This is a genomic window from Oceanobacillus sp. FSL H7-0719 (assembly GCF_045040795.1).
Lineage (GTDB): Bacteria > Bacillota > Bacilli > Bacillales > Amphibacillaceae > Oceanobacillus.
The window spans coordinates 42,141-68,271 of the sequence record NZ_CP150301.1; the positions used below are offsets into that span (position 1 = coordinate 42,141).

Here is a 26,131-nt window from a genome sequence, read left to right on the forward strand (position 1 = left end):
TTGCTATTCTGCTCATTTATAATAATTGCTTTACGAACGAATAACATTTTTTGGGAGGTTATCTCTTCAACTATTTTAAAAGAAAGGAGGCACCCCTATGAAAACATTCAATAAAGAAATCCAATTCCGCTACCCATGGCGTTCTTATCAAAAAAGGGCACTCGATGAACTACATCATCATTTACAAAACGATAAGTTCCATTTAGTTGCGCCACCTGGTTCTGGGAAGACGGTGTTGGGGCTTGAGGTAATGCTTCAATTAAACAAAGCGACACTCATCATTGCTCCTACTCTAGCGATTAGAAATCAGTGGATTGATCGGTTTGTTCAATTATTTTTACAAATTGAAGCTATTCCAGACTGGATCACAACGGATATCAAGCATCCTAAATTTGTCACGGTGACGACCTATCAAGCTTTGCACCAAGTGTATCGGAATGAAGAGGGATCAAGTGAAGAAAGGGAGCGCTTAAAGGAGTTTCCTTTTCAAACATTGATTCTTGATGAGGCACATCATTTACGTACAGCTTGGTGGGAGAGCACGCTTTCTTTCATCGGGCAAATGAAGAACCCCTCAATCGTTTCTCTAACTGCAACACCTCCATATGACGCTAGCATCCAGGAATGGCAGCGATATATCCAGTTATGTGGTCCGATTGATGCGGAAATCTATGTACCAGAATTAGTGCGAGAGGGGGAGTTGTGCGCACATCAGGACTATATTTACTTTTCCGCACCGACGACATTGGAGAATGAGCCAATTCTTGCATATCATAGTAATGTAACAGAATTCATACAGAATATTTTACATAATGAAGTATTGAAAGCATTACTGAAGAATCATCCTTTTATTCAACATACAGAAGACAATATGGAAGAAATACTTGAAAATCCAAATTATTTTTTCAGCATGATGATGTATTTAAAAGAAGTCGGCATGGAAGATTGGCAATCGGTTTTAAAAAGAGTCACAAAAACCAAAACGGAATTACCAATATTAAATGCCGAGTGGCTGGAAGAGATGCTAACAGAAATTATTTATAAAGATGATTATTTTAAAGAGCATGAGGAAATTGTTTCGATTCGTAAACATTTATCGCGAATTGGTGCGATTGAGAGACGGGTTGTTACGTTAAAAACGAATAGTGCGATTAAAAAGACGTTGACTAGAAGTGTCTCAAAACTTAAAAGCATTGAAAAGATTGTTGCATTTGAAATGGATGTTTTAAAAGAAGCCGCACGAATTGTCATTTTAACGGATTTTATTTATAAAGAAGATTTGCCTAAAACAAAGGATGATAAAAATTCCTTAATGCGTCTCGGGGTCATTCCTATCTTTGAATCATTACGGAGAGAAAAGAGAGTGGACCGGAAACTTGCGGTGCTGACAGGATCGATTGTCATTATTCCAAAATCAGCGATTTGCTCATTAGAGAAAGAGGCTGACCAAAGAGGATTTGAATATTATTTAACTCCTTTGGAACATGATGAAGCGTATGTCCAGTTAACATGGAAGACAACTTCGAATGCGATGATGGTGAGTGTATTAACGGCAGTCTTTGAGTCGGGAGAAATTAATTGTGTTATTGGAACAGCAGCATTGCTTGGTGAAGGCTGGGATGCCCCAGCAATTAATGCTCTCATCCTTGCATCTTATGTTGGTTCCTATATGTTGTCGAACCAGATGCGTGGACGAGCGATCCGATCGGAGTTAGGCAATCAAAAGAAGACTGCAAATATATGGCATCTTGTTTGTATGGATCAAGAGGAATTAGATGGCGGATATGATTATCTTTCCCTTGTTCGAAGGTTTGATAGTTTAATGGGATTACATACGACGAAGCCAATAATTACAACAGGAATCAAGCGAATGGAGATAACACTTCCTTTACAAACGAAAAATGCGATTACTTCACAAAACGGCGAAACTATAGAACGTGCGAGTCGGCGTCAAATTTTAAGTGAACGCTGGCAGGGAGCTGTAAAGGAGGAGGGTATAAAGAAGGAAGTTTTATATACCGATAAACAAAAATTACCGCGTCCATTCGTATTTGGAAATACATTGAAAGCAATAATCATCACTGCAATCATAACAATCGTCCAAATGCCATTTGGTACGCGTCCACAAACGACAGAAGATATCAGAATGCGTATTCTAGTAGGAATTCTAATGGGAATGATTATTTCTTCTCCTTATATTTATAAGGCAATCAAGGGACTGATTCGAAATATGTCTTTAGAAAGGCATATGAAAGAAGTAGCTCTGGTGATATATGAAACATTGCATGCGATTGGTCATATAAAAACATCTTATGACGATGGAATATTCCAAGTTGAAGAAGGTCCTTTTGGCGAAGTCCACATTTGGCTAGAAAAGGGAACAATCAAGGAACAGAGACTATTTACAGAAGCATTGCAGGAATTTATGGATCCGATTGAAAATCCGCGTTATGTATTATATCGCCGTTCTGGACGTTTTATCAAAAAAGAAGACTATCATTCGATACCAGAGGAAATTGGTAGAAAGAAAGAATATGTAGAAATATTTCTTGAAAACTGGGAGAAACATATGGATAAAGCAACATATATTTATACCCGGACGAGAGAAGGAAGACAACATTTACTAACAGCTAGAACAAGATCGATGTCAGCAATTTTTATGGAGAAATCAGAAAGAATTAGTGAGTGGCGATAGGGTGCAACACGGGCAACACGGGGCAACAGTCCCCGCGTTGCAGATTTTTTGAAAGTGAAATGTTTGATTGTTATTTTTCCTATTACTTTATAGCAAATTCATTTTCATAGGTTATTGTGATTCGCTGTTGTTTCATTTCGTCTACTTGCTCATCGAATCGATTAACTATTTGTCCAATTTTTATATTGACGTCCAAAAGTAGATTCGTATTCCTGACCTCTAGCTGTTTTGTTTTCAGAATCATCTCATCGACTATTTCTCCCTTTTGTCCTTCGTCAATAAAAACTTTATTTACGAGCGAGAAAAATTCGGTATTACACTCGCCAATACGATCTGCGTATATTCTTAGAGCTTTCTTTTTATATGAAAAGTCTTCCCATGGAAGTAAATCTTCCTTAACTGTGATTGAATGCGTCTCACTCATTTTACACACCCCTCATTAAGTCAAACTGTTTAGAGATACGCTCATCCTCATCAAACAACGATTCAATTGCTTTGCGATATCCTTCTATTTGTAAGCGTGCTTTTTCCACCGATTCTCTTAATGTATGTATTTCTTGATGGAGGTCTGCTTGTTCGAGTGGATATAGTACTTCATGTACTCGGATACTTGTAATTTTTTTCGTGAATGTCGGAAACAATCCATGCTTGGCAAGTAGATGATGATACAGACGCGGGCTTCCTTCCATATCATTTATTTTCTGAATGACTTTTCTTCTTTCGTCCTTGTAAGCATCCATTATTTCCATTTCGATAGTCTTGGAGAATTGCACTATTTCGGTTTCCTTTTCTTGTAATACGCTCGAGCCTTGTTGATACATTTGAAGGGCGGCAGACATATTCACTCTGATTTCTTTTTTTCCACTAGTTGCTGTAAGAATCATATCTGGTCCTATATATGATTTCTTTCCTCCAGATAGGGATTCTAACAATTCTAAGATTCCATGACTATCTCCTATCCTATTCAAGATTTCTAGAAAATCCTCCTCGTTTAATGTATCTAGACTTTTACGAATGGAGTATATATAAATGAAAATATTCAGAACAGATTCAGCATCTCCACCTAATTGTGCAAAAAATTTACCGTTATCTCGAATCTCTACGTTTTCTTCTATCGTTGTTTGTATCGCTACAAGTGCCTTTTCAATTTGGGTTATCTCCGTGACAAGTATTTCTTTTTGCTTTCCTGTGATATATCCAGCGTCCTCTAGGCGGCCGAAAATAACGTCTGCATTATTTGTAATCGTTTGGATATGTGACAATAATTCCGGGACTTTATCATTCAAATTTCTAATCATGGTATCCCATTCAGATTGTTTCGTCGCATACACTTTAATTACGTTTTCATCCTTAAACTGACGAACGAGTTCCATATCAACACCTAGAATATCGTATATCGCCGCATCTAATCCACCCTCCTGGGAGGCTGTCGTATATTGGATGGCTAATGCTTGAAAATCCTGTATGACGTGATCTGGAATATCATCAAAGACTCTGCGCAGACCAGGATAATCTGGATTTGTATCAATATAATCCACCTCACCGAGCGTAAAAAATCCACGTGTTCCACTAACGGCATAGAGGGGATCATCGAGTGAAATGACTTGGTGAATGTTATCTGCTTTGTCTGCGTAGTAGTCTTTTGCGAATGCTTCGAGTTTTGTGGGATCTAGGTTGTAGATGGCATTTTCATCATAAGTAGGTAAGGAAAAATTTTTATTCAGTTCCTCCGCGAATTCTGGATCAGCATAATAAAGTTGATAATAGTTCGTTTGGGCACCGTTAAAACTATAAACTTTATCAAAAGTATCAAAAGCTAGATGTGCTGTTGTGTTATTATTATGAGCTAAAGAATGGGAAAGACCTATAACACTTAATTCACTTTTCGTTTCAACGCAATTTATCACTTCTTCAGTAAATAAGTTGGTTGCTTCAGCTTGGGAAGAGTCTAAACCAGCAAACATGGCCTTAATATTATATTCCCAATCCTTTACATCTTGAGTTCCTTGGGAAATGACATAAAGTTCATTAATGCCTTCCTTTTCAGAATAAAAATGAACTGCAGTTCCATCATAGCCAGAATCTTTTATTTCTGGAACGTCAAAAGCCGATGATTGAAATATTTCTATATTAGCATTCATTTCATTTCCATATTCCTCTATATACATTTGTTTTATCTTACTTTTAAAATCCTCTTCATTGAGACCCTCATATTCCAAATCAACCATACGCATTCTCGTTTCATTAGTAGATATAAGATTTTCACTCATAGATTAATCATTCGCCTTCATTTGATTCTAAAGTAAATTGAATTGACTCAATCTGATTTTTCATCACATCTATACTCTCGGCTTTTATAGCCTCACATTTTTCTTTACTAGCAACACATTCCGTTTGATATATAATTCTTATGCCGCCATTTTCTGCTTCATTTTGCAAAAAACCTGCATAGCCATAATACATTTCAGTTTCAAAATAGGAGAGATATAATGTGCTGTTTTCCGAAGTGTATTTATCATATTCAAGTTCCTGACCTATTCGGTCATTAATCATGTCTAATTTCGAATCTTCACGTCCTTTTTCATCTGTTGAATAATAGTTTAATCTTATTGCACTGTGAATATCACCAGCATTTACCCCAATAAATAGACCTTCATAATCTTTATCTTTTAGAGCATAGCCTTGTTCACCTACTGTACCTTCCAGGGGAAAGTCCATTTTATACTTCCCGGTTCCTGATAGAAATGGATAATAACCAGGTTTTGATTCTTCTGTCGATTGTAAAAAATCACGAGTGAATTCATCTTCAAATGCTCGGCCATCTGGCAATTCTTCTGGATTCATTTCCGACGGTTTCTTCGTTTGATCTTCATTGTTCACTTGGCAGCCTCCTAGTAGAATGATTGAAATGAATAAAATCACATACTTCCAATTTTTCACATTCTAGCCTCCAATAACATCGAATTAACAATAAAAAGACAATTTAGTCTTCTGGTGATAAGTATAATAAGGAACAGAGGGGAATGGAAGGGTGAAAGGGGTTTTTAATGAAATGGGTTCTTAAGGTATAGTTCTTTTGGGGTGTTTATAGTAAGAAGTGTACGAGACTAATCCTCCTGGGAGACTGTTGTGTACTGAATGGCTAATGTTTGGAAATCCTGTATGACGTGATCCAGGATATCATCAAAGACTCTGCGCAGACCGGGATAATCTGGATTTATATCAATATACTTCACCCCACCAAGCGTAAAAAATCCACGTGTTCCACTAACGGCATAGAGGGGATCATCGAGTGAAATGACTTGGTGAATGTTATCTGCTTTGTCTGCGCAGTAGTCTTTTGCGAATGCTTCGAGTTTTGTGGGGTCTAGGTTGTAGATGGCATATTCATCAGTCACAGGAATGGAGAACCTTTTATTTAGTTTTTCTGCAAAGTATTTATCAGCATAATATAGTTGATAATAGTTAGTTTGAGCACCATTAACACTATAAACTTTATCAAAAGTATCATGAAGTAGATGTGCAGTCGTGTTATTATTATGAGCTAAAGAATGAGATAGGCCGATGATACTTAATTCATCTTTAGTTTCAAGGCGATGAATAACTTCCTCAGTAAATAAGTTAGTGGCTCTAGCTTGAGGGTATTCCAGACCTGCAAACATAGCCTTAAGATTATATTCCCAATCCTTCATATCTTGGGTTCCTTGAGAAATGACATAGAGTTCATTAATCCCTCCTTTTTCAGAATAAAAATGAACCGCTGTCCCATCATATCCAGTATCTTTTATATCCGGATTCTCAGACTTCGAAGTATGAAATATTTCTATATTCGCATCAATTTCCTTTCCATATTCTTCTATATACAGTTGTTTTAGTTTACTTTTAAAATCTTCTTCCTTGAGACCTGTGTTTTGCATTTTAACCATACATAAAATTGCAAAGATCCTGTACATAGTTTTGCAACGAAAAATACATAACCACTTTTGATATTTGACAAGGAGCCTCTACAAGCATGATTCAAGAGCCAAGGAGCCAGATACTCCAAGGGATCTGGCTCTTCCGCAGCAGGCTATCATGCTTGCCTCTCCATGTCAAATAGTAGGTAATTTTGCTATGTATTTTCTCTTTGCAATTTTGAGCAGTTGCTCTTGCAATCTTGTGTACTTTAATTTTGCACTATACATTGAGACCCTTATATTCCAAATCAACCATGCGTAATCTCATTAGTAGATATAAGATTTTCACTCATAGATTACTCATTCGCTTTCATTTGATTCTAAAGTAAATTGAATCGACTCAATCTGTTCTTTCATTCTAGCTTTACTTTCAGTCTTCAATTCCTCACATTCTTCCTTGGAAACAACACATTCAGTTTGATATATAATTTCTATCCCGCCATTCTCTGCTTCATTTTGCAAAAAGCCTGCATAGCCATGATATGGTCCGTCCATCTCAAAATAAGAAAGATATAAGGTCTGATTTTCAGAAGGTAATTTTTCATATTCAAGTTCCTGATTGATTCGATCATTAATCATGTCTAATTTCAAATCTTCTCGCCCTTTTCCATCTGTTGAATAATAGTTTAGGCTAAGTGAACTTTTCAGCTCGCCTTCATCTATTCCTATAAATATACCTTCATAATCCTTCTCCTTTAATGCATAGCCACGCCCATCTATCATTCCATTTAAAGGAAAATCCATTTCATACTTCCCGGTCCCAGATAAAAAAGGATAGAAACCAGTTCTTGTTTCTTCCGTTGATTGTAAGAATTCACGCGTAAATTCATCCTCGAATGCCCTTACGTTTGGTAATCCGTCTGGACTCAATTCTGACGGTTTCTTCGTTTGATCTTCATTGTTCACTTGGCAGCCTCCTAATAGAATGATTGATATGAATAAAATCACATACGCCCAATTTTTCACATTCTAGCCTCCAATAACATCGAATTAACAATAAAAAGATAATTTAGTCTTCTGGTGATAAGTATAATAATGACCAGAGGGGAATGGAAGGGTGAAAGGGGTTTTTAATGAAATGGGTTCTTAAGGAATAGTTCTTTTGGTGTGAAGTCCTATCATACCCAGTCTTTTTTATAATTAGATTCACAGAAGCCGAGGACTGGAATATTTCTATATTCGCATTCAATCCACTTCCATATTCTTCTATATACATTTTTCTTCCTTTTTTCGAACTCTTTTTCATTGAGACTCTTATATTCCAAATCAACCATAGGTATTATCATCTCATTAGTGGATATCACATTTTCACTTATATAATGCTCATTTGCTTTCATTGGATTCTCCAATAAATTGAATGGACTCAATTTGCTGTTTCATCATATCTTTAGCTTCAGCTATTATTCCCGCACATTCTTCTTTACCAAGAATACATTCTGACTCATATAGAATTCTTATTCCACCGCTTTCTGCTTCATTTTGTAAATATCCAGCATAACCAAAATATGTTTCGTCATCTTGAAAATAAGAGAGATATAAATTGCTACCTCTTGAAGTAAATTCATCAAATAAAAGTTCGTCATTAAATTGATGGTTAATCATATCTAAGATAGTATCTTCTCTTCCCTTTTCGTGTAATGAACTAAAGTTTAATCTAATTGAACTTTTAATCTCACCAGCGTCTACTCCAATAAATAGACCTTCATAATCTTTATCTTTTAGAGCGTAGCCGTGTTCATCTATTGTTGCATCGAAGGGGAAATCCATTTCATACTTTCCAGTACCTGATAGAAAAGGGTAGTAACCAGGCCTTGTTTCGTTCGTCGATTGTAGAAAACCACGCGTAAATTCATCTTCAAATGCTCGGCCATCTGGCAAATCGCCTGGATTCATTTCTGACGGTTTCTTCGTTTGAACTTCATTGTTCACTTGGCAGCCTCCTAGTAGAATGATTGACATAAGTAATATTATATACGTCCAATTTTTCACATTCTAGCCTCCAATAACATCGAATTAACAATAAAAAGATAATTTAGTCTTCTGGTGATAAGTATAATAAGGAACAGAGGGGAATGGAAGGGTGAAAGGTGTTTTTAATGAAATGAGTTCCTTAGGTATCGTTCTTTTCGGATGTTTATAGTGTTAAGTTTATAATACTATTTTTCATGAAATATATCTCTTATTCTAAAATGTCCTTTAATTATCAAAGCAGATTCTTACAAGGTTTTTAATGTTGGTCCGAAAATACATACACATACATCAAAAAACACTATGAGTAGTTAATATCTATTTATAGTGTTCATTATTTATCCATTATTATAGAAATGGGGGATGGTTCATTTTTCTATGAAACGCGAGAGCCGTCCCCGTGTTTCCCCATGTTTCCAGACTAGGAATAATAAAATAAGCATTACGATATCTAGTCTTGCTTCAAAAGCGAAGGATAAGAGTCCGTTACTTGATATATTGGGGACTTTTGTGAGAATAATAGCGACGATCATAATAAGTATAAGTGGGGGAGTGGCTTGCTTGATATACATTCTACTAGCAATTAATAATCCACAGGATAACTCGAGTATTGCTACTAGAAATAATATTAATTCTGGATAAGGTAACCCGAGGTTGGCAAACATTCCTTTGAAATCATGAACAACTAATTTACTTATTCCTGATGTTATAAATACATAACCTACCGCATAACAAATCCACTTTTTCATCTGCATAAGGAAAAACACCTCCATTATTTTTCATGCTTTATAGTTATGCTTATGCATCATTAGAGACAAGCTTGACGAATATTTTTGATTATAGTTAAAAATGAATTAAATACCATATACAAAACACTTAAACATATGCGAGAGATGTATTAGACTGTAAAATAAGTATCTTCAAAATAGTCAAATAATCATATTGTTTAGAAAGGGAAGTGGACTCCTGCATTCGTGTCATGATAAAGGCTGTAACAAACATAAAAAATGAATGCGATTTCATTTGATTAAGAGTATCAAACAAGAAAAATAAAATAGTTATTTAAAGGGGGATTTATTTATGCAACATATGATCTTTAGTGATCCGATAAAATCAAATGCAACACGCTATGCAGAAGAAGAGGCAATTTCTTTTAAGGATAAGAGATTTACATATCAACAGTTTAATAATCGTATCAATCAATTGAGTCATGCTTTACAGAGTATAGGAGTTGAAAAAGGTGACAAAGTAGCTTTTATGTTATTGAATTGTAATCAATTGTTTGAAATTGTGTATGCATGTAGCAAAATCGGTGCGGTTTTTGTTCCTATAAATTCCCGGTTTGTAAGCCGTGAAATTCAGCATGTATTAGATGATTCAGAATCTCGTGTGTTGATTTTTGATAGTCGGTTTTCTAATGATATTATTAGCATTCAGGATCAAGTTAAAACGACAGACGAATTTATAAGCCTTGGCAATGCGAGCGATGCTGCTGCTTTTGAATATGAAGAATGGAATTCTCACTTTTCGGTTGAGGAACCTACACCATCCGAAGCTATAGATGAGCTAGATATGATATCAATTATGTACACGGGAGGGACGACAGGACGTCCAAAAGGCGCTGTTCGTTCTCATCGGAGCTTATATTTGGTCGCTTTGCTTTTCAGCATTGAATTTGCGATTGGGAGAAATGGAAAAGCGTTAGCTTCTGGACCTTTATATGGTGCTGCTGCTTTTGGAATCGCAATACCAAACTTTTATGTAGGAAATCCCGTTCATATTGTGGAAAGGTTTCATCCAATCGAAGTGTTAGAGGCAATTACAAATGAAAAGCCTACGACTACTTTTTTAGCACCGCCAATGTTTGAGGCTATTTTTTCACTGCCAGAAGAGATTAGAAACAAGTACGATGTTTCCTCATTGAAATCTATAATTTCAGTAGGAGCCCCTTTGCATACAAGTACAAAGAAGAAAGTTTTAACGTATTTTGATTCTGCAGACTTAAATGAATTTTACGGTGCAACTGAACTTGGCGGTGCTGCAAACCTTTTTCCAGAGAAACAAAGCGAAAAGAAGCGGTCTGTCGGAGTTCCAATGCTTGGTATGGAGGTAAAGCTTCTTGATGACGAAGGAAATAAAGTCCAACCTGGTGAAGCAGGAGCATTTTTCGTAAAAGGCATTACATTGTGTGACGAGTATTATAAAAAGCCTGAAGCTACAGCTGAATCATTTCGGGGAGAGTGGCTTGGTTTAGGTGATATAGGGGTTCAGGACGAAGAGGGCTTCTACTATATTGTTAATCGTGAACAGGATATGATTCTTTCCGGTGCGATTAATGTTTATCCAGCGGAAATTGAAGAAGTATTACATGAGCATACTAACATTGCTGATGTTGCAGTAATTGGTGTGCCAGATGAAAAGTGGGGCGAGGTACCAATTGCAATAGTTGTTTTGCGCGAAGGTGCAGATATAAATGAAGAGGATATATTAGAGTTCTGTAATGGGAAATTAGCTAAATACAAGATTCCACATAGTGTTGATTTTGTGGATGAACTACCTAGGAGTCTGCAAGGTAAGCTATTAAAATATCAATTGAGAGAGAAATATATTAAAAATGTTACGAATTGATTTGGAGTCTTTATTCGGTTGAGTAGAAAGTTTAATTAGACAAGAAGTTCACATCGAAATAGAAACAAATGTTCGGATGTGGTATAATAAAAACAGTGTAATAAGGCTTTCATGGGTGGTGACTCGCTTTCTTTCCTTTTTAAAGGAAAGGAGGTGATGTCTTATGACAGTATTTGAATCAATGATTATGATGCTCACATTCGGGGCGCTTATCGTTGCAATATTGTCAGAAAAAAAGAAATAACCACCCTTGAGCCTGCTCAGCGATAGGGTGGTTATATTTGTACCAAACTTTGCGAGTTGCCCCCTTGAAGGGCTGTTACACGCTAGACCGCTTCATGTTAACAGCATGAGGTGGTCTTTTCTTATATTATGATTATCTACATTAAGTATACCCTATTTATATTGTAAAATAAACTTTAACATTGGATTAGTTTTTCACCACGTCAGCAAAATAAACATTTACTCATTTTAAGGATCAGACCCCGACAACTGTAATCGTACAGTAATAAGGTCATGGTGTGCAGGAGCCTGCCTTTTTCCTCGTTCTTGCTTATCATCCTTTTTCATATATCAAAAGCTGGCTAACTATGTTAAGTATTCTAGTTTACGAAGCCAATTAGATGTATGGGGACGGTTCTCTTGTTTCATTCATTCATTTATTTAAACTTGAAACAGTAGAAGTGCTCACCTTTGTTTTCTCCACCTATCATATTCGGTCGGAAGGTGCTAGCTTATCCCACTTTTTACACAAAAAGAAAGCATGAAAAAGTAAACGTATCCATTTATCAATATATGCAATATTAAAAGTTCTGCTGTTTTTTTTAGAGATAACCACACTTTATAATGCTTATTTTTTTCTTCGTTTTGTATATCCTCGATACATTTTTTATCATCTCGTCTAGTTCGTCTAATGTATAGTACTTTGTCAAGATAATCGCAAAAAGTCTATTACTACCTTTCATATCCTTTTGTTTATTTACCTTCATAATAAAAATACTTTCAATTATTTTTGATTTGAAAGCAGGACTTACCTTTTTAATATCGAATATAACAATTACAGACATAGAATAACAAAAAATACGGGCTAAAAGGGAGGTGTTTCGCACGAAGGGGAATAACAGAAATATATTTTTTCGAGAGAGTGCTAGGGCGTTCAATAATGTAGGTAGTGGCATAAAAAAATCAAAGTTATGAAAGGGATGAACTTTATTGAAGAAAAAAGTTGGAAATCTATTGAGGTATTCTTTGTTACTGGCTTTTATCTTGGTTGTGTTTACCAGTACCGCAAAGACAGACATTAATGCTTCATCTGCTGCAGAGGTTGTACCGCTAAAAGAAGTCTACAAGGACTATTTCATGATCGGTAATGTTGTAAATCCGTCAGACTTAAACAATGTAGAGAAATATGATTTTATGAAGTTCCACTATAACGCACTGACACCAGAAAACGCTACGAAACCGGACTCCTTATGGCCGGATTCAACTGGCGAACCGAATTTCACGTCAGCCGACAATATGTTAACTCAAGTAAATGCCGACGGTTTCTTTACGTTAGGACATGCGCTGGCATGGCATAATCAGTCTGCTGGCTGGCCACCAAGTGGTCTGAATTATGAAGAGGCAAAGGAAAGCTTGGAAAGATATATTTCGACAGTCGCTGGGCACTTTAATGAGGGTGATAATAAGCTCGATGCCTGGGACGTTGTTAACGAAGCTTTTAGGGATAATCCGGAAAATCCTACAGATTGGCGAAATGCGCTTCGCTCCGGCATTAATCCAATGGAACGACCGGCCAGATGGTATGAAGCTTATGCTAACGGTGGAAACGGGTGGGATTATGTCTATGATGCCTTCTTGCTCGCACGTGAGGCTGATCCAGATACAACTCTGTATTACAATGACTTTAACGACGAAGAACTACCTAACAAAGCAATCGCGATTGCTTCAATGGTCAAGGAACTCAATGAAAAATACGCAAAGGAACACCCTGAGGCAAACGGTAGGAAACTGATTGAAGGTATCGGGATACAGGCGCATTACAACACTAGACTTAATGTAGATAATCTAGAGAAAGTACTACAAATATATAGTGAAACCGGGGCTGAGATTAGCATAACCGAACTCGACGTACAACTTAACGGAACTTCAACCAGTGTTCCCCCTACAGAGGCGCAATTGGAGGAGCAGGCGATAGTCTACGCCAAGCTGTTCACGCTCTATAAGAAGTACGCCAATGATATAGAACGCGTTACATTCTGGGGCGTGGATGATAACAATAGCTGGCGCAGGTCGGGTTACCCACAGATTTTCGATTCTAATCGTGTACCAAAAGAAGCATATTGGGCGATAATAAATCCGGAGGCCTATCTCGGAATTGATGAGGTGCCGCCAAAGCTCACGTCGTTTGACTTCGATGGTGATGAATTCAATGTCGCAGGCAAAACAGAATTTGACGTTAACGTGCCAAAGGACGTGTCAAACATTGACTTCACAGCTACAAACGTTGCACATGAATACCCTGACGATGATGTTGACGTCAGCGTTACGCTCAACTCAGAAAATGGCGCGGTGAAAGCTGGAGATCCAGCCGTGGCCACGGTAAAAATAGCCTGGAAGGAATCCCCGAATACATTGACGACGTACACAATAAACTTCGGGCATATGACCGCCGAATGGGAGAAAGACTTAAACTATCCGGATACGGGCTACAGTTCATCCGTTAATATCCGCTTCAGTGACGGTGAAACCGAACCTAAACTGTTTCAGGCATTCTATAATACGGACGATGATAAACTGGCAATGCTCAACAGCAAGGAATTCGAGTCCTTACCAAAACATACAAGCGGTAGGCTCACTATTAATACAGATAGTAATATAGACGAAGATTATTTGAAAACATTGACCTTGAATAAATCTCTGTGGAATCAGAACTGGAATCCGATTATTCCGACGCGTATTACAGATTTGAATACGCCGGAAAATTATTATAAAATAGCGAAAACTATTGAATCTGGTAATACGTATATCGTTGTTCCAGTCAACTCAGGTCAGGCTCTGACCAATATGAATGTAGACTCCGTCAAGCCGACTAACAAACGAGGACTTGCAGGTACTCCTGTCACTATAGATGACGACATTATTATAGAACCGGAGCTGATCCAGGACAATACGAGATTTATCTTTAATGAGCAAACCAGCCCAGATCCGGGACAATACACAAAAGAAAACGGATATACTGGATACACAATGTTAAGTCTCGTTCACGGTGGTCTTATCGCCCCGACTATTATGTATCGGGATTTGAGTAGCGATGATACGGCTGCTTTACGTGCAGACTCAACTATTGCAGATAGTGCATTAGATCGAGCGGTATGGTTTAACACGGGTATAGATGCCGATACAGGCGAGACGACGCTATTTTCACATACCGGTTCCAGTGGTGACACCTATGCGTTGCTCGGAAATCAATACGGTTTCATTACCAAGAAAGTCGACCCACTGCAGAACGATGAAGCCCTTAAGGTTAAGCTATATGAATACGTTTCCGACTATCTATCCGAAGACTTAAAGAGTCTCGGCGTAGAAATAAACATCTCGTCAGTGGAACGTATCGTGAGTAATCGCGACACCGATATCCCCGTCAAGGCGAATGTTCCCGACGGTTCCAAAGCCGTGTTGAAAAAGGACGGTGTTTCAGTGGCATCTGAGACATTCGTAGCCGGCGAAGCTATAATCAGTGTTAAAGGTAGCGATGTTGACGGAGATGCGCATTATGCTGTTGTTGTCTATGATGGTTCCGAAATACTTGGTGCGAAAATACTCCCAGTAGTCACTGTAGATAGCGCGACACCGGCGGCTACAGTAGAGAAGCTAAAGGGCAACCAGAACAGACTGACAGTTGTCGTTACGGAAATATACTCTGATGGTTCGACGGAGGAGGCATTCACTGAAGAAATGCTAATTCGTAATAACGCGGCAGATGTTTACCAGGTGGGACCATATAAAGTTTATGTGGACACTAAGGGCAACGATCAGATTCGTGAATGCTATATTGTATGGGATTAAGCAGTAATTGACGAAGCGAGACACCGTTTTTTTAACGGCGTCTCGTTTTATTATTTGCTTTCGTTTACTATCAGTTAAATAAAAAAAGATTAGTATTAGAAAGAATTGATAGAATTTATTGACAAAACGAAAAAGAATGCTACTATAAATGTATAATAATATGAAAACGATTACAAAGTATTTTTCATAAATCGCTTTATCTAGAAGGAGGAATGGATGGTAATGAAATTTGGATGCCAAGGATCAACATGGATGCTAGATTACGATATTGAAGCTAATATAATGGATAAAATTATGGATGATGTAAAGCAAGGTGGATTTACCGGCTTGGATATGCAAGTTGCACTACTAGGGAAATATAAAAGTGATCCAGCTCTTTTCAAAGAGCAATTGGATAAAAGAGGCTTGGAACTAGCAGCGTTAACATTGCCACATGCATTTCATGGTGGAAAATCTTCAGAAAAAGAAAGAGAGTTACAAACGTATTACTTTGATTATATAAAGCACTTCCCAGAAGCAATTTTAAATATCCCTTCCAGGGTAGGTCCGAATCGTGACAATCTCTTGGATAGACAAAAAGAGATTATTAAGGGAGCGAATGAATTAGGGAAACGTGCTTATGAAAACGGTATAGTGACTTCATTCCATCCCATTTCTTATAAGACGTCTTATTGGAGATTCAAAGAAGATTATGATGTTTTATTTGACGGATTAGACCCTAAATATATGGGTTATACACCGGATGTTGGTCATATAATTTTTGGAGGAATGAATCCAGTAGAAATAATGAAAGAAGCTCTTCCTTTAATAAAACATGTTCATTTTAAAGATGCCTCTAAGAATCAAGAGTGGATGAAGATGGGAGAAGGAGATATTGATATTCCGCAATGTGTCCAAGTTCTAAAAAATAATGGCTATAAGGGCTGGCTTATCGTGGAAGAAGAAACACCAGAAGCCCAAACCCAAACTACTGAAACTATTGCAGAAATCGGTAAATATGTTGAAAAATACCTCCACCCAATCGTAAGTGGAGAATAATGATGACAGTATTTATCCCTTCTTTACTCGTCCCTGAAGTCTATCATCCTATTAAAAGGGAGAGGAACTTCACTGCTGATTTATTAGATAGTATTCTAGAAACGAACTTTTACAAATCTGTTGAGTTAGGGGATGGATTTGATGAAAAGGAAAGAAAACGAATCTTAGCGGTTACAGAGAGAAACGGGATTGATGTTACACAATGGCTTACCTTTTTACTCGAAGAAAATAACCTGGATGTTGCTTCTTTGGATACTGTACTTAGAAAAAGAAACAGTAAAAACAATCAGAAAAAGCTTGCCCTTAGCTGCTGAAATTGGTGCAAAAAATATAGCCATCGTTACTGGTGATGACCCTGGTCCAGAAAAATGGGCTGATGGAATTGAAGCGCTCTATGAGAGTTTGTGTGAAATTGCGGAGACTGCGAAAGTGTATAAAATAAATCTACTACTTGAACCACTCGACCGTTTTGCCCATAAGAAGCGGATTATAGGAACAACGGATGAAACAGTAGAATTATTAACAAGGGTGCAAAAAACATCTAACAATGTTGGAATTGCTTTTGATACTGCCCATGCAGCATTAAATGGGGAAGATATTTTCGAAGCTTTGGAAATAGGGAAAGACCTCATTCATCAAATTCATTTTTCCAATGCAGTTTTAGATAAGAAAAGTGATTTGTATGGTGACTTTCATATGGAAATCGGTGAACCAGGATTTCTAACCGTGGAGAAAATCAGTGCTATTTTACAAAAGGCGCAAGAACTTGATATTCAAGCAGAAGATGGGCTACGCGTTGCCGTTGAAGTTCGTGGGAAATTGAACAAAGAAAACTGTATGAAAAACGAAACGAATTTAAAAAATATTCTTTCAGATGCCTTACAAGATTTGATAGTTCAATAGTAAATATTCTTTCTATATATACACGAAAAGTTAATTACTTAAGGTGGTGGATACAATGAAAGTTGTGATTACAGATCATGAATATCCAAATTTAACATACGAAAGGAAAGTACTCGCTCATGATGGGATTGAATTAGAAATCCATCAATGTAAAACGGAAGACGAAGTAATTGAGGCTTGTCGTGAAGCAGATGGAATCATCAATCTATATGCACCAATTTCTCGTCGTGTGATTGAGTCATTGGAAAAATGTAAAATCATCACCAGATACGGTGTTGGTGTAGACACCATTGATCTTGATGCTGCAACGGAAAAAGGAATTTGCGTTGGAAATGTACCAGATTATGGAGTGGATGAAGTATCGGATCATGCACTTGCATTAATCATGACTCTTCTACGTAAAATTCCATTTTCGAATCAAACAGTAAAAAATGATATTTGGGATGTTAATTTAACAAAACCAATTAGACGATTAAATACCTTAACAATAGGATTGGTTGGGTTTGGTAATATACCTAAAAGATTAGCAGAAAAGGTGAAAGTACTGGGAATGAAGGTTGTCGTTTCGGATCCCTACTTACCAGAAGAAGTGGCAAAAGACCATGCCGTTGCGCTTGTATCATTAGAAGCATTATGCGAAAGTGCGGATGTTATTTCTGTTCATGCTCCACTTACAAATTCAACGAAAGGCATGATTGGTAAAGACCAATTTAAATGGATGAAAAAAGGCGTCTATATTGTGAATACTGCGAGAGGACCTGTTGTAGATGAAGGAGCATTTTTAGAAGCATTGCAAAATGGTACCGTAGCTGCAGCGGGACTTGACGTCGTTGAAAACGAACCAATTGATCGTAATCATCCTTTCATATCCATGGACAATGTCATACTGACACCACATATGGCGGGGTATTCCGAAGAGTCTGCTGAAGAAATGCGTTCAAAGACAGCTCTTGGCATTATTGACGTACTCATTTATGGACAATATCCAAAATACTTAGTAAATAAAAGCTTACAAGAAAGACGAGATTTTAAGCCATTTGAAATGAGAGAAGAATATAAATTCTATCAGGTGAATGGGGAGAGTTTGTAATGAGGAAAACAAATTTACATGGAATTATTCCACCTGTATCAACTATTTTTGATACGAATGGAAATCTAGATGAAAAGGGAATGGCAACGGTAATTGACTTTTTAATCGATGCTAATGTCGATGGGCTGTTTTTCCTTGGGAGTGGGGGAGAGTTTTCCCAAATGTCAGTGGAACTTCGCAAGGAAATTGCCGAATTCGCGACCAAATATGTTGCCAGAAGAGTTCCAGTTTTAATTGGTACGGGAAGTTCAAGCACAAAGGAAGTAGTAAGTTTGAGCCAACATGCAGAAAAGGTTGGTGCAGACGGTATCGTTGTGATTAATCCGTATTAATGGACACTAACGGAGGAGAATTTATTTGCCCATTACGCGGAAATTGCAGAATCTGTTGAACTACCAATTTTGCTTTATAATTTTCCTACTTTAACAGGCCAAGATTTACCACCTGAATTTGTGCTGCAGTTAGTAGAGAAATATGAAAATATCGTAGGAATTAAAGAAACGATTGATTCTATTGGTCATATTGAAAACATGATTACTACTGTGAAAAGTAGATACCCAGACTTTGTTGTTTTCGCAGGATTTGATAACCACCTATTCAACACATTAACCCTTGGTGGGGATGGGGCAATCTGTGCAAGCGTAAACTTTGCACCGGAAATTGCCGTTGGGCTTTATAAGGCATTCCGGGAAGATAAATTAGAAACAGCTGTTCAATTTCACCGTAAAATAGCAGGTCTGCCAAAGATGTACAGCTTAGACTCGCCATTTATTGGGGTAGTTAAAGAAGCAATGAAGTTGAGAGGCTTAGACATCTCTACATGCGTGTTAGCTCCAAGCCGGGAGTTGAGTACAGAAAAAAAAGTACAATTAAAAGAAATTTTAAAAGCAGCAGATTTGCAATAAAAACGCGAAAGCACTGGAAGCCGATAATTTATCGATACTATCATAAGGGAGTGTACCTGAATGAAAAAGCTAATTAATGATAAGAAAAATGTTGTAGAAGAAATGATTGATGGTTACGTAAAAGCCCATCCAGAGTATATAAAACGTTTGGAAGAAAATGATCGTGCATTAGTTTCAGCAAAACCGAAAGCAGAAGGAAAAGTTGCGATATTAATTGGTGGTGGTTCAGGGCATGAGCCAGCATTCATGGGGTATGTTGGGGAAGGGATGGCTGATGGAGTGGCTGTTGGGAATATATTTGCATCTCCGCCCCCAGCGCCAATTTTAGAAGTGACAAAAGCGATAGATAAAGGTGCGGGTGTCGTATACATCTACGGAAACTACGCAGGTGACATCATGAACTTCGGTATGGCTGCAGAGATGGCAGAAATAGAGGATATAGAAATAGAAATGGCGCTTGCTACTGATGATGTTGCATCCGCATCAAAAGAAGAAAAAGAAAAACGTCGTGGAATTGCTGGGGAATTTTTCGTTTATAAAATGGCTGGTGCAGCAGCTGATTTCGGATATAAATTAAAAGAAGTGGCAGATGTCGCACGTAAGACAAACGATAATACTCGTTCTATGGGTGTTGGTTTAACTCCGTGTTCCTTGCCGCAAACAGGTGAACCGAGTTTTGAAATCGGTGACAACGAAATGGAAATTGGTTTAGGGCACCACGGAGAACCGGGAATACGGAAAGCTCCATTAGACACGGCCGATAATGTGACAGACCAACTGTTGGAACCGATTTTCGAAGATATGGAAATAAATGAGGGAGACGAGGTAGCTGTTCTCGTCAATGGTCTAGGGTCCACTCCTCATATGGAACTTTATATAATGTTCCGTCGTGTGGAGCAGGTACTAAGTGAAAAAGGCATTAAAATATATCGCTCCTATGTAGGAGATTACATCACCTCCCTTGAAATGGGTGGAGCATCCATTACGTTAACGAAACTTGATGATGAAATGAAAAAGTTAATCGACCATCCAGTTAATACACCAATGTTCGTACAGAAATAAAGGAGAATATCTATGAATATTACTGCAAAAGAATTAATAAATTATTTTAAAGAAATTGTAGATATAATGGAAGCGGAAAAGGATTATCTTTGTGACCTTGACCGTAAGTTAGGTGATGGGGATCATGGGGTTACCATGTCGATTGGTTGGCAAGCGGTAAACGAACAGCTAAACGGAAAACTTGCAGAAGAAACCGACTGTGGAAAAATTAGCTCAACTGTAGGAATGACGTTTTTGAATGCAGTTGGTTCCTCCGTTGGCCCACTTTATGCAACTGGTTTCATGCGTGGAGGGAAAGCAATAAAAGGCAAATCAGAGTTGACCGATGTAGACCTAGCAGCATATTGGCTTGCTTTTATTAATGGTGTGAAAGAACGCGGAAATGCAAAAGTAGGGGATAAAACAATGATGGATACATTAATACCAGCTTCAGAAGTATTAGAAGTGAATTTTGATCGAGAATTTATTCCTGCATTTGAATTAGCAGTAGAAGCTGGAGAAAAGGGAATGAAATCAACAATCGATTTAGTATCGAAAATCGGTCGTTCGAGCCGTCTTGGTGAACGCTCGAAAGGTGCTCAAGACCCTGGTGCAACTTCTGCTCACATGATTTTAAAAGCATTCTTAAATTTTGCGAAAGTACATGTATAAAAGAAATAGGAAAGAAGCTATTCCTAAAGGTGATGGATCCCCTTTGGAATAGCTTTCTTTTTGTTTTTTTAAATACACTTTGTCCTTTCGAATAAAAATTATACAAAGAATAAAAGTGCATCAACAAACCTGCCCCTATACTTAAATAAATTCGACAAAAGGAGCGATAATCCTTCTTGGACTATCGCACCAGTTAGTTTAAGAACTTACGCCTTGTTTTTAATTCCTTTCTTGAAGAAATATTTTATAAGCAGCCCCCCTCCTAAAAGTAGGGGAAATCCAATAATTATATAATAAATATTTTTCGGAACTTCAAAAACTTCTACAAGATAACTAAAAAGAAACATCCACATGAATATTGTAATGTACTTCCCCCAAGTCCTCATGAAACACCTCCCATTTTTTCAAATAAGCACCCTTTAGTTGAGCAACGTATAATCTAAAAAGGCGCTACCAATTATAGGTAACACCTTATCTATTTTGTTATTGTTCTAAGTGTTTGTATTCTAATACTTCTACATCAAACCCGTGACTACAACTAATTTTAGGACTATCACAGGATGGAGATACCCTTACCTTAACCAAGTCTTCTGCATATTCAAATCGATTATTTTTATTGTCAGGAACTTGAACCCTTATAGAAATATCATAAGAATGATTATTGTTATAAACGATATTAACTACCCTTTGTTTCTTCCACCCAAAACTTAAATCCTCTTTTCCTCCATACTCTTTTATTACCCTTTTATCGATTGCTGGAAATATAATATCCCAAATAATATCTTCTGGTGTAACATACCAATCTTCCGCATAGGGCTTAACTTCTTTTGGCACTTGGGGTTCAGCATTAACTATGTAGTTACTTGTGGCAAATATTATTAAAATCATAAAGAATAAAATCACTTTCTTCAAGATGCTCACTCCTATAACTTTTACATTAGTTTTCGCATCTTAATTTATTTTATCCTCAAACAGTAAATACCTGCATTTTTTACTATAAAGACTGATCGTTTTATTGACTATCTCCTATTGTGTTAAAGCACCATTTAGTTTAAGTGAATCTAATCACAAACCTAGACCTTTACATAACAAAAAAAACAGGTAATTTGATTACCTGTTTTCTTTATTTTAATCTTCTTTAGAAAAATCAATTATACGAATTGGGTTCCTGGAATCATCTAAATAGATAGCGTATCTACCTGGTGGTATATCACTGGGCTTCTTTACGAATTCTACCTTCGATTGATGCTCTTTATAAAAATCATCTACACTATCAACTAAGAACACACCGCCAGCTCCTAAATCCTGTTCATCTGCTTCAAGCATTATTCGTTGCTCAGTGTTAGGTATGCTCAAAGCAACCGTATGATCCCCTTCGCGCCAAGCCTCTTTAAAACCAAGTACGTCTCGATAAAATGTTAGGGATTCCTTTAAATCATTAACTGGATGATACAAAAAGCTCAATTTCATAAATTTTCTCCCTTCATATACGTAATTTATTTATGCTTAGCATAAGAAGGTTATGTATATAGTAATACATTTACTATACAATGTCAATGTGGTAAACTATTTTTATGATGAATGAATGGATACCTATACCTGGAACAAATAAAGATAGATTGATTACAGTGGCTTTAGAGGAGTTTAGTAAAAAGGGATATAAAGGAGTGAACATTACAGAATTAGCAGAAAAAGCAAATATGACTACTGGTGCTGTATATCATCATTTTGGTTCTAAAGCAAAGTTATATGAGGTCATTAGAACGGAAATCGAACAAAGAATACTGGATAGAATGGAGGGTGCTGCCTCATTATTTGATAACCCAAGTGAGGCTATGAAGGCGGCAATGATTAGCGGAATGGATTTCGTCACAAAAAATGATTTCTCTCATTTAATTAGTGAACCAAATCCATCTAATAGAAAAGATAAGATTGAACGGTTCTTATCTGATCTAAATGCTATCAACGATTTACCTATAGAATTAGTGTTAATTGCATCTTGGCGTTCCATAATTAAAGGCATTGCCAATAAACAAATAACTATTAAACAAGGAAAAGACTTAATTAACTGGCTGTTTCAAAAGGAGAGTATGTGAACTCTCCTTTTTTTGTTCCTTAAGATGCTAAACTGCCCGTTAGCATAAGTACATCTTTTCACAAACGTTACAAATATAGCTTAACATAAGCAATTACTTACATAAATCTTATAAATGATTATACAATCAGTACAGTTTATTACAATGCATTTACCATAAATTTCGTAGTGAGGCCAATAACTATTGTTCTTTGTTAAATCCTATGTCTGTTGCTATTATGAATGTCAAAACTCAATAATCCTTTTCATTACATCAAAAATGAGCAAGCAAATTATTATGCTAATTTGCTTGCTCAATCACTTATTCTTTTTACTTTTCTACCCCTGAACCGAATTACTTAATATTGATGCATGCACTTTAATAAACGTAACTTATTTTCCGCTTACTTGGTGATTTGCCATTTTCTCAAAGAAATCAATAATGTAGGAATGGTCTTTACCTCCGTTTCCGTTTGCAATCTCGGAACCGAAGATTTCTTTAACTAAGTTTGTTACTGGGAGTGGTACTCCAAGTGTATTTGCAGATGCTTGGATGTTGCCTAAATCTTTGAAGTTTGTTTCAATTTTACCACCTGGTTCGAAATCACGGTCAATGATACGCTGTATTTTTGCATCCATTACTGCACTACCAGCTAGTCCAGTCCCTATAGCTTCATAAAGTTTGTTCAAGTCAATCCCTGCTTTACTAGCGTACACGGTAGCCTCAGCTAATGCAGCAAGGTGCGTACTTACGAGAATCTGGTTTGCTAGTTTTGTAGCGGAACCAGTGCCTGTTGGGCCCATATGAACAATACGTTCACCCATCACTTCAAATAAAGGTAGTATTGTATTGAAATGTGCTTCATCTCCACCAGCCATGATTGATAGAGTGCCCTCAACTGCCATTGGTTCCCCACCACTAACAGGCGCATCTATCAAGTGAACATCATACGCTTTTAGTTTACTAGCAAATTCTATCGATTCCTCTGGTTTAACAGAGCTCATATCAATGATAACCGTTCCTGGTCTACAATTTGATGCAATGCCTGTTTCAGAGAATAAAACGAATGAAACATGTTTTCCTGCTGGAAGCATCGTAATAATAACATCGCTATTTTCAGCAACTTCTTTGTTTGATATGCAAGCATGTCCACCTATTGCTTTTAATTCGTTTACAGCATCTGTATTTAAATCAAAAAGATATGTTTCATATCCCTTTTTAATAAGATGACTTGCCATTGGTTTCCCCATAATGCCCAATCCAATAAATCCGACTTTCATATAATCCCCCCTATGAAACTGTTTTCTTATATTCTCATTCTATATCAAATATAGTGAAATGTACATAAAGTATTTTCGTTTCGAAAGTAAAAATATGTATATGAAAGTGTTTGGCAGTGAACAGAGAATGTGATAAACAGCGGTATTTCTAGAAAACAGCTATTCTAAAAGAATTAAGTCTAGAATTGTACACTCTTCTTTCAAAGTCCAAAATAAAAGAGGGATAGCTGAAACGTATACTTGTTTCTAACTATCCCTCTATTATTTATATTATTTTCCTTCAATTACTTTCATATCATAAGAAGCTAGCTCATCTGCTATTTCTATTGGTAATTTTTTGTCCGTAATCAATGTATCGATTTGTTCGATGGTTGCGAAAGATGCAATGGAGCTATTTCCGACCTTTGTATGATCTATAAGTGCAACAACTTTGTCTGCTTTTTCCACCATCCGTTTTTTTAGCTCTACTTCGTAAACATTGAAATCAGTAAGCCCATCACCAATTGTAAATCCATTGGCAGATGTAAACATAACATCTATATTAATTTTATCTAAAATGGAGCTGTTAAGAAGACCTTCCAATGCCATGGATCCCATTCGGGCAATACCACCAATTAGGATAACATTCACATTGGGATTTTCCTTTAGCTCAATAGCTGTCATTAATCCATTTGTTAAGACGGTTAGTCGCATATCTGTTTCTTTTAGACGGCGTGCTAATTCTAAGTTAGTTGTACTTGCATCAAGTAAAATACTGGTTTTATCTTCAACCAAGTTGATTGCTTTATTCGTAATCAATCTTTTGTGATCGATGTTTTTCGTCGCCCGTTCTGAAAAACTATTTTTCGGGGTTGAACTTTCATTTAGTACAGCCCCGCCGTGGGTTCTTGTTAATAATCTATCTTGTTCCATGATGTTTAAATCGGTTCGTAAAGTCGCTTCTGATACGTTCAATTTTTTTGCTAGTCCTTTTACTGTTATACGTTTTTCTTTTTGAAGTTGGGTTAAAATCAATCCCCGTCTCTCTTCGGCAAACATTTTTCCCATTCTGTCACCTCTTATATCCGATATCAAGTTTAATAATTTCATCATATCATAAAAGTAAATGAAAATAAATAAAAATAGATAGCAGTATTATTTAATAACTTGAAGAAAAACAGCTATTTGACTTAGTAAAACACTGTAGCCTTTTATCATTTGTTTTTGATTTGAAAGTAAATGAATATAATACTTGTAATATTCGAAGGTATATAATAGGATTAGGCTAGGAATGAAAACATTTTCGAATGAAGTGAAAGGAGTCTTTAAAAAATGAAGGTAGCTATTGGTAGTGATCACAATGCATTTGATTTGAAAGAGACGATTAAAGAATTTTTAGGGGATACAGAACATGATGTAATTGATTTTGGATGCTATTCGAAAGATGCAATTGATTATCCGGATGTAGCCTTTGAGGTGTCCAAAGCAATTAGCGAGGGGGAAGTAGAGAGAGGGATTCTATTTTGTGGAACAGGTATTGGTGTATCCATTGCCGCAAATAAATATCCTGGTATCCGTGCTGCTTTAACTCATGACGTTTACTCTGCAGAAAGAGCACAATTAAGTAACAATGCGCAAATTATCACAATGGGTGCACAAATTATTGGTACAGAAGTTGCGAAAAAGGTAGTTGCAGCTTATCTAAATGTATCCTGGGCAGAAGGTTCAAAACGAAAAATAGATAAGATTGTCGAAAAGGAAAAAGAATTTGTCAGCGAAAATTTTAAAAGTGTAGTCAAAGACAATAATTGCTGTTAGTTAAAGGTTCCGAGG

24 protein-coding genes and 1 pseudogene are annotated in these 26,131 nt (G+C 36.8%); 13 read left to right on the forward strand and 12 right to left on the reverse strand.

Going from position 1 to position 26,131, the window contains the following annotated elements; all coding sequences use genetic code 11:
* Window positions 1-97: 97 nt before the first annotated feature.
* A complete protein-coding gene (locus tag NST93_RS00190) occupies window positions 98-2,695 on the forward strand; it encodes a DEAD/DEAH box helicase family protein (RefSeq protein WP_405100045.1) in 2,598 nt (865 codons plus the stop codon).
* Window positions 2,696-2,777: 82 nt separating this feature from the next.
* Here NST93_RS00190 and NST93_RS00195 read toward each other — a convergent pair whose 3' ends face one another.
* From NST93_RS00195 to NST93_RS00230, 8 genes are all read right to left on the reverse strand, one after another.
* On the reverse strand, window positions 2,778-3,119 hold the full coding sequence (locus tag NST93_RS00195) for a hypothetical protein (protein ID WP_405100047.1): 342 nt from the start codon (window positions 3,117-3,119) through the stop codon (window positions 2,778-2,780).
* Window position 3,120: 1 nt separating this feature from the next.
* Window positions 3,121-4,965, reverse strand: a complete 1,845-nt coding sequence (locus NST93_RS00200; RefSeq protein ID WP_405100049.1) for a DUF6792 domain-containing protein — start codon at window positions 4,963-4,965, stop codon at window positions 3,121-3,123.
* A gap of 7 nt (window positions 4,966-4,972) precedes the next feature.
* Window positions 4,973-5,575 (reverse strand): hypothetical protein, encoded by a 603-nt coding sequence (locus NST93_RS00205; RefSeq protein ID WP_405100051.1) that lies wholly within the window; start codon window positions 5,573-5,575, stop codon window positions 4,973-4,975.
* A gap of 227 nt (window positions 5,576-5,802) precedes the next feature.
* The gene (locus NST93_RS00210; protein WP_405100053.1) at window positions 5,803-6,621 is read right to left on the reverse strand and encodes a DUF6792 domain-containing protein; all 819 of its coding nucleotides are present in this window, start codon (window positions 6,619-6,621) and stop codon (window positions 5,803-5,805) included.
* 330 nt (window positions 6,622-6,951) lie between these two features.
* On the reverse strand, window positions 6,952-7,617 hold the full coding sequence (locus NST93_RS00215) for a hypothetical protein (protein WP_405100055.1): 666 nt from the start codon (window positions 7,615-7,617) through the stop codon (window positions 6,952-6,954).
* A gap of 152 nt (window positions 7,618-7,769) precedes the next feature.
* Window positions 7,770-7,988: a hypothetical protein gene (locus NST93_RS00220; RefSeq protein ID WP_405100057.1), complete on the reverse strand. Its 219-nt coding sequence runs from the start codon at window positions 7,986-7,988 to the stop codon at window positions 7,770-7,772.
* On the reverse strand, window positions 7,975-8,580 hold the full coding sequence (locus tag NST93_RS00225; RefSeq protein ID WP_405100059.1) for a hypothetical protein: 606 nt from the start codon (window positions 8,578-8,580) through the stop codon (window positions 7,975-7,977). Before NST93_RS00225 ends, NST93_RS00220 begins: the two co-directional genes overlap by 14 nt.
* Before the next feature lie 407 nt (window positions 8,581-8,987).
* Window positions 8,988-9,374, reverse strand: coding sequence for a DoxX family protein (locus tag NST93_RS00230; protein ID WP_405100061.1), 387 nt, complete (start codon window positions 9,372-9,374; stop codon window positions 8,988-8,990).
* Window positions 9,375-9,699: 325 nt separating this feature from the next.
* Between NST93_RS00230 and NST93_RS00235 the strand changes: the two genes are divergently transcribed.
* The 10 genes and pseudogenes from NST93_RS00235 to dhaL all read left to right on the forward strand — a co-directional run bounded on the left by NST93_RS00235 (window position 9,700) and on the right by dhaL (window position 20,964).
* Window positions 9,700-11,247, forward strand: a complete 1,548-nt coding sequence (locus tag NST93_RS00235; protein ID WP_405100063.1) for a class I adenylate-forming enzyme family protein — start codon at window positions 9,700-9,702, stop codon at window positions 11,245-11,247.
* Window positions 11,248-11,410: 163 nt separating this feature from the next.
* Window positions 11,411-11,491, forward strand: coding sequence for a putative holin-like toxin (locus NST93_RS00240; protein WP_405103981.1), 81 nt, complete (start codon window positions 11,411-11,413; stop codon window positions 11,489-11,491).
* Between the two features lie 968 nt (window positions 11,492-12,459).
* On the forward strand, window positions 12,460-15,315 hold the full coding sequence (locus NST93_RS00245) for an endo-1,4-beta-xylanase (RefSeq protein ID WP_405100065.1): 2,856 nt from the start codon (window positions 12,460-12,462) through the stop codon (window positions 15,313-15,315).
* Window positions 15,316-15,531: 216 nt separating this feature from the next.
* Window positions 15,532-16,353 (forward strand): sugar phosphate isomerase/epimerase family protein, encoded by an 822-nt coding sequence (locus NST93_RS00250; RefSeq protein ID WP_405100067.1) that lies wholly within the window; start codon window positions 15,532-15,534, stop codon window positions 16,351-16,353.
* 2 nt (window positions 16,354-16,355) lie between these two features.
* Complete coding sequence (locus tag NST93_RS00255; protein ID WP_405100069.1) at window positions 16,356-16,667, forward strand: hypothetical protein; 312 nt, start codon at window positions 16,356-16,358, stop codon at window positions 16,665-16,667.
* Complete coding sequence (locus tag NST93_RS00260; RefSeq protein WP_405100071.1) at window positions 16,651-17,256, forward strand: sugar phosphate isomerase/epimerase family protein; 606 nt, start codon at window positions 16,651-16,653, stop codon at window positions 17,254-17,256. The genes NST93_RS00255 and NST93_RS00260 overlap by 17 nt, the downstream gene beginning before the upstream one ends.
* 55 nt (window positions 17,257-17,311) lie before the next feature.
* Window positions 17,312-18,346 (forward strand): C-terminal binding protein, encoded by a 1,035-nt coding sequence (locus NST93_RS00265; RefSeq protein ID WP_405100073.1) that lies wholly within the window; start codon window positions 17,312-17,314, stop codon window positions 18,344-18,346.
* Window positions 18,346-19,251: pseudogene (locus tag NST93_RS00270) on the forward strand (dihydrodipicolinate synthase family protein). The gene NST93_RS00265 and the pseudogene NST93_RS00270 overlap by 1 nt, the downstream one beginning before the upstream one ends.
* Window positions 19,252-19,311: 60 nt before the next feature.
* Entirely contained in the window at window positions 19,312-20,313 is a 1,002-nt protein-coding gene (gene dhaK / locus NST93_RS00275; protein WP_405100075.1) for a dihydroxyacetone kinase subunit DhaK, read from the forward strand.
* 12 nt (window positions 20,314-20,325) lie between these two features.
* The gene (gene dhaL, locus NST93_RS00280; RefSeq protein WP_405100077.1) at window positions 20,326-20,964 is read left to right on the forward strand and encodes a dihydroxyacetone kinase subunit DhaL; all 639 of its coding nucleotides are present in this window, start codon (window positions 20,326-20,328) and stop codon (window positions 20,962-20,964) included.
* 483 nt (window positions 20,965-21,447) lie between these two features.
* Here dhaL and NST93_RS00285 read toward each other — a convergent pair whose 3' ends face one another.
* The gene (locus NST93_RS00285; RefSeq protein ID WP_405100079.1) at window positions 21,448-21,885 is read right to left on the reverse strand and encodes a hypothetical protein; all 438 of its coding nucleotides are present in this window, start codon (window positions 21,883-21,885) and stop codon (window positions 21,448-21,450) included.
* A gap of 207 nt (window positions 21,886-22,092) precedes the next feature.
* On the reverse strand, window positions 22,093-22,434 hold the full coding sequence (locus NST93_RS00290) for a VOC family protein (protein ID WP_405100081.1): 342 nt from the start codon (window positions 22,432-22,434) through the stop codon (window positions 22,093-22,095).
* A 104-nt stretch (window positions 22,435-22,538) separates the two neighbouring features.
* Between NST93_RS00290 and NST93_RS00295 the strand changes: the two genes are divergently transcribed.
* Complete coding sequence (locus NST93_RS00295; protein WP_405100083.1) at window positions 22,539-23,060, forward strand: TetR/AcrR family transcriptional regulator; 522 nt, start codon at window positions 22,539-22,541, stop codon at window positions 23,058-23,060.
* A 371-nt stretch (window positions 23,061-23,431) separates the two neighbouring features.
* Here NST93_RS00295 and NST93_RS00300 read toward each other — a convergent pair whose 3' ends face one another.
* The gene (locus NST93_RS00300; RefSeq protein WP_405100085.1) at window positions 23,432-24,319 is read right to left on the reverse strand and encodes an NAD(P)-binding domain-containing protein; all 888 of its coding nucleotides are present in this window, start codon (window positions 24,317-24,319) and stop codon (window positions 23,432-23,434) included.
* Between the two features lie 270 nt (window positions 24,320-24,589).
* Window positions 24,590-25,366 carry a DeoR/GlpR family DNA-binding transcription regulator gene (locus tag NST93_RS00305; RefSeq protein ID WP_405100088.1) on the reverse strand — a complete coding sequence of 259 codons (777 nt, stop codon included), beginning with the start codon at window positions 25,364-25,366 and terminating at the stop codon, window positions 24,590-24,592.
* Between the two features lie 264 nt (window positions 25,367-25,630).
* Here NST93_RS00305 and rpiB point away from each other — a divergent pair, with 264 nt between their 5' ends.
* Window positions 25,631-26,116, forward strand: a complete 486-nt coding sequence (gene rpiB, locus NST93_RS00310) for a ribose 5-phosphate isomerase B (protein ID WP_405100090.1) — start codon at window positions 25,631-25,633, stop codon at window positions 26,114-26,116.
* Window positions 26,117-26,131: the final 15 nt, after the last annotated feature.

Excerpts from the sequence above, each read along its gene's own strand:
- NST93_RS00190 (WP_405100045.1), top strand. The coding sequence starts at position 98 with ATGAAAACATTCAATAAAGAAATCCAATTCCGCTACCCATGGCGTTCT.
- NST93_RS00195 (WP_405100047.1), bottom strand. The coding sequence starts at position 3,119 with ATGAGTGAGACGCATTCAATCACAGTTAAGGAAGATTTACTTCCATGG.
- NST93_RS00200 (WP_405100049.1), bottom strand. The coding sequence starts at position 4,965 with ATGAGTGAAAATCTTATATCTACTAATGAAACGAGAATGCGTATGGTT.
- NST93_RS00210 (WP_405100053.1), bottom strand. The coding sequence starts at position 6,621 with ATGGTTAAAATGCAAAACACAGGTCTCAAGGAAGAAGATTTTAAAAGT.
- NST93_RS00220 (WP_405100057.1), bottom strand. The coding sequence starts at position 7,988 with ATGAAAGCAAATGAGCATTATATAAGTGAAAATGTGATATCCACTAAT.
- NST93_RS00230 (WP_405100061.1), bottom strand. The coding sequence starts at position 9,374 with ATGCAGATGAAAAAGTGGATTTGTTATGCGGTAGGTTATGTATTTATA.
- NST93_RS00235 (WP_405100063.1), top strand. The coding sequence starts at position 9,700 with ATGCAACATATGATCTTTAGTGATCCGATAAAATCAAATGCAACACGC.
- NST93_RS00240 (WP_405103981.1), top strand. The coding sequence starts at position 11,411 with ATGACAGTATTTGAATCAATGATTATGATGCTCACATTCGGGGCGCTT.
- NST93_RS00250 (WP_405100067.1), top strand. The coding sequence starts at position 15,532 with ATGGTAATGAAATTTGGATGCCAAGGATCAACATGGATGCTAGATTAC.
- NST93_RS00255 (WP_405100069.1), top strand. The coding sequence starts at position 16,356 with ATGACAGTATTTATCCCTTCTTTACTCGTCCCTGAAGTCTATCATCCT.
- NST93_RS00265 (WP_405100073.1), top strand. The coding sequence starts at position 17,312 with ATGAAAGTTGTGATTACAGATCATGAATATCCAAATTTAACATACGAA.
- dhaK (WP_405100075.1), top strand. The coding sequence starts at position 19,312 with ATGAAAAAGCTAATTAATGATAAGAAAAATGTTGTAGAAGAAATGATT.
- dhaL (WP_405100077.1), top strand. The coding sequence starts at position 20,326 with ATGAATATTACTGCAAAAGAATTAATAAATTATTTTAAAGAAATTGTA.
- NST93_RS00290 (WP_405100081.1), bottom strand. The coding sequence starts at position 22,434 with ATGAAATTGAGCTTTTTGTATCATCCAGTTAATGATTTAAAGGAATCC.
- NST93_RS00295 (WP_405100083.1), top strand. The coding sequence starts at position 22,539 with ATGATGAATGAATGGATACCTATACCTGGAACAAATAAAGATAGATTG.
- NST93_RS00300 (WP_405100085.1), bottom strand. The coding sequence starts at position 24,319 with ATGAAAGTCGGATTTATTGGATTGGGCATTATGGGGAAACCAATGGCA.
- NST93_RS00305 (WP_405100088.1), bottom strand. The coding sequence starts at position 25,366 with ATGGGAAAAATGTTTGCCGAAGAGAGACGGGGATTGATTTTAACCCAA.
- rpiB (WP_405100090.1), top strand. The coding sequence starts at position 25,631 with ATGAAGGTAGCTATTGGTAGTGATCACAATGCATTTGATTTGAAAGAG.